The organism is Streptomyces alkaliphilus, assembly GCF_014141535.1.
GTDB classification, from domain to species: Bacteria; Actinomycetota; Actinomycetes; order Streptomycetales; family Streptomycetaceae; genus Streptomyces; species Streptomyces alkaliphilus.
Window position 1 is genome coordinate 1 of record NZ_VKHT01000521.1, and the last position, 3,639, is coordinate 3,639.

Annotated in this window: 4 protein-coding genes; 2 read left to right on the forward strand and 2 right to left on the reverse strand. The window is 75.5% G+C overall.

Features of this window, described 5'->3' with window-relative positions; all coding sequences use genetic code 11:
- Both FNQ90_RS15985 and FNQ90_RS15990 read right to left on the reverse strand, forming a co-directional pair.
- Window positions 1–943 (reverse strand): serine/threonine-protein kinase (locus FNQ90_RS15985; RefSeq protein ID WP_182607005.1); only part of this gene is annotated, 943 nt, incomplete at its 3' end.
- 254 nt (window positions 944–1,197) lie between these two features.
- A complete protein-coding gene (locus tag FNQ90_RS15990) occupies window positions 1,198–1,719 on the reverse strand; it encodes a MarR family winged helix-turn-helix transcriptional regulator (protein WP_182607006.1) in 522 nt (173 codons plus the stop codon).
- A 60-nt stretch (window positions 1,720–1,779) separates the two neighbouring features.
- Between FNQ90_RS15990 and FNQ90_RS15995 the strand changes: the two genes are divergently transcribed.
- Both FNQ90_RS15995 and FNQ90_RS16000 read left to right on the forward strand, forming a co-directional pair.
- Window positions 1,780–2,580, forward strand: a complete 801-nt coding sequence (locus FNQ90_RS15995) for a GntR family transcriptional regulator (RefSeq protein WP_182607007.1) — start codon at window positions 1,780–1,782, stop codon at window positions 2,578–2,580.
- Between the two features lie 190 nt (window positions 2,581–2,770).
- Window positions 2,771–3,421: a hypothetical protein gene (locus FNQ90_RS16000; protein ID WP_182607008.1), complete on the forward strand. Its 651-nt coding sequence runs from the start codon at window positions 2,771–2,773 to the stop codon at window positions 3,419–3,421.
- Window positions 3,422–3,639: the final 218 nt, after the last annotated feature.

A 3,639-nucleotide genomic window follows, 5' to 3' on the forward strand; every position in this document is an offset into this window, starting at 1 on the left:
ACGCGGGGGTGTGTCCCGCGACCGGCGCGAACCCGGTCATCGGGTCCTCCGAGTTGAGCAGCTCCACGGCGTGCCGACCCAGCTGGGCGATCAGCGCGCCGGGCAGCCACGGCTCGGGGGATGCCTCGGCGACCGGGGCGAGGCGCTCGGCCAGGGCCTCGGTGCCCGGTCGCGCGGCGGGGTCCTTGGCGAGACAGTCCGCCACCAGCCCCCGCAGTTCCCCGGGCAGGTCGTCGAGGTCCGGCTCCTCCTCCGCCACCCGGAACAGCAGCACGTGCAGCCCGCTGTCGGTGCTGCCGAAGGGGGTGCGGCCGGTGGCGGCGTAGGCGAGGACCGAGCCGAGGCAGAAGACGTCGGAGGCCGGCGTGAGGGTCTCGCCGCGCACCTGTTCGGGGGACATGAAGCCGGGCGAGCCGACGGTGGAGCCGGTGCGGGTCACCCCCGGAGCGGTGCTCTCCAGCACCCGGGCGATGCCGAAGTCGATGACCCGGGGGCCGTCGATGGTCAGCAGGATGTTCGACGGCTTGAGGTCGCGGTGGACCAGGCCGGCGCCGTGGATGGCACCCAGCGCCCGGGTCAGACCGTGCGCGAGGATCAGCACGGACCGCTCGGGCAGCGGTCCGTGACCCCCGGTCACCACGTCGTGCAGGGAGGGGCCGGCGATGTAGCCGGTGGCCACCCAGGGCACGTCCGCCTCGGGGTCGGCGTCCAGCACCGGCGCGGTCCAGGTGTCGCCCACGCGGCGGGCGGCGGTGATCTCCTGCGCGAACCGCCGGCGGAAGTCGGGCTCCCCGGCGAGGACCGAGCGGATGGTCTTGACCGCCACCGTCCGGCCGCGCGGCGAGCGGGCCAGGTAGACGTTGCCCATGCCGCCCTCGCCGAGACGGGCGATCAGGCGGTAGTCGCCGATGGCGCGGGGATCGTCGGGCGTCAGTGGCTCCATGCGCGGCGATCTCCCCCGGGCGGTGCGGTGCCGGGCGCCCCCGGCGGCTTCGGTTGTGGTCCGGTATCCGCTGAGTGGGACGACGCGGCCGGCCGCGCGGTTGCGGTCGGTCGCGTTCCCCGGCCACGCCGGGCCGTTTCCCGGCGCACACAGGAGGATAGGCCCCGGGCCCCGGGGCCGGTACGGCTGCCCGGATGCCGGCTTCCGACCGGCCGGTCCCCGTCGACGCGGGGCGCCCCCGGGGCCGGGGCGGTTCAGCGGGTCCCCGGTGGGCTTTCCGGGACTGCGGCGGTTCCACCGGCGGCCTCCACCGCCCGCGCGAGTTCCTCCAGGGCCCCGACCACCTCGGTGAGGCGTCCCGGGCCGCCCAGCGCCGCGCACAGGCGTTCGGCGAACGCCGCGTGGTCGGGGGAGATGCGCCGCATCGCCTCGCGGCCCGCCGGGGTGGCGGTCAGCAGCTTGGCCCGGAGGTGGGCGGGGTTCGGCTCCCAATCGGCCAGGCCGTCGGCGACCAGGGCGTCGGCCAGGCGCTGCACGCCCTGCCGGCTGACGCCCATGCCCCGGGCGATGCCGGCCACCGGTAGCGGAGCGCGGAGGACGGCGGCGAGCACCTGCCGGCGGGCGGCGGTCAGGCCGGCCGGGCGGGCCAGTTCCTCCGAGAGGGCGAGGAACCGGCCGTTGAGCCGCAGGACGCCCAGGGCGCAGGCGTCGAGCAGCTCGGGGGCGGTCGGCGCGGCCCCCCCTGTGGTACCGGCGTCCCCGGTCGCCTCCGCCATCGGGCCTCCCCGCCGTGCGCGCTCTCCCCGGGGCGTGCTCCTCCCGGGGCTTCGACCTGAATGACAATACGTTGTCTTATTGGCAGTGTGTTGTCAATTGAGGGGTGGGGGGTAGGGTTGGGCGGCGTGATTCGACGGAGCACCCTGCGGGAACAGCTCGCCGAGGCCCTGCGCGACGAAATCCTCGCCGGGCGCCTCGCTCCCGGCAGGGAGTTCACCGTGCGGGAGATCGCCGAGCAGTACGGCGTCTCGGCCACTCCGGTGCGCGAGGCACTGGTGGACCTCACCGCCCAGGGATTGCTGGAGACCCGACAACACCGCGGCTTCCGGGTGCACGCCTACTCCTTCGACGACTTCGCCCGCATGCTCGAGGCCCGGGCCCTGGTCGGGGAGGGAGTGGTGCGGGCGACCCGCTCGCCGATCGTCCGCTCGCACCCCGAACCCGACCCGGCGGTGCGCTCGCCGGGGGCGATGACCTCCGTGCGGCGCCGCGCCGCCGCCGCACGGGACGCCGCCCTCGCCGGCGACCTGGACATCCTGGTCGCCTACGACCTGCGTTTCTGGCGCGAGCTGACCGCGTTGCTCGGCAACCCCTACCTGGCCGAGTTCCTGGACCGGCTGCGGGTGCGGTGCTGGGCCTTCGTGGTGCCCCGACTGCGAGGGGTCAACGGCCTGCGCGGTCGGCTGTGGTCCGGGCACCCCGAGCTGACCGAGGCGGTCGAGCGGCGGGACGTCGCCCTGATCGAGGAGCAGTTGGGGGTGCTCCACCACAGTTTCCTCGCCCTCGCCAGGCTCGGTGGGGACCCCGACGGGGAAGCCGGATCGGGTTCCGCCGCATCGGATGCGGTGCCGGAGGGCTGAGGGGCCCGAATCCGGGAAGCGATCTCGTGAAGCCCGGGGAGGCCGGCGATCCCGGGTCCGGGTCCGCCGGTCCGGCGCGCGCCGGAGGGGGCACGGGGCCTACGCTTGCCCCGCCCCGGTGCGCGGCCCCGTCCCGGTCCGCGCCCGTTCGTTTCCCCGTCCGAAGATCCCCGCGAGAGAGAGCCGTTACGTGGCCTGTGACCTGTGGCTGGTCCCCCTCGTCGATGTGCTGTGCCACAGCCCCGACAACCCCTTCGCCGACGAACTCGCCGACTTCGACCGGGCCCTGACCGACGCGGGCCTGCCCACCGTGCCGATCTACGCCTACATGCCGGGCATGACCGGCGACGTGGCCCCGGTGGCGGGCTTCGATTACGCCGCGCTGCACCTGCTGCGCCGCGCCTACCTGTTGTCGATCAGCGGGCTGCCGGTCGAACCGGCGGAGCGGATGGACGGCGACTACCAGCAACTGCTGGAGATGTTCGAGGAGGCCGCGCAACGCTCGCACCTCGTCTGGCACTTCGACCACGCGGGGGCGTACGTCCCGGTCGACTTCCCGCACCCCCTGGTCACCGACGCGCTGTTGGCCGGCGGGGGACCGCTGGGCTCCTCGCAGGGGCTGCTGCGGGAGTTGGAGGCCGTGGCCCCGGCCATCGGGATCGACCCGACCAACCCGCCGGCGGCCCCGCCGGCACCCGTGAGACCGACCTCGCTGGACGAACCGGCGGAGACGCCGGTGCACGGGTCGGGGCCGTTCGCGGGGGAGCGGCACGTGTGGCTGGGGCTGCACGCCGCCGCCACCCGCAGCCTCGCGCAGGGGTCGATGATCGTCTTCGGCTGAGGCTTCGCCTTTCCGTCCCTCCCGGACCGGGAGGGACGGGTGCCCGGTGGTTCCGCGCCCCGTCCCGGGCGAGCGGGTCCGCGGGGTGCTCCGGGACGTGCGAGGGAGCGCGTCGGGGCGCGGGGGTGTCGTCGGCACGGCGGGACCGCGCCCCCGGCGCGTGTTCTTCCCCGTGCGCCCGGCGCGGCACGCCCCGGTCCCTCCGCCCGGGCCCCTCG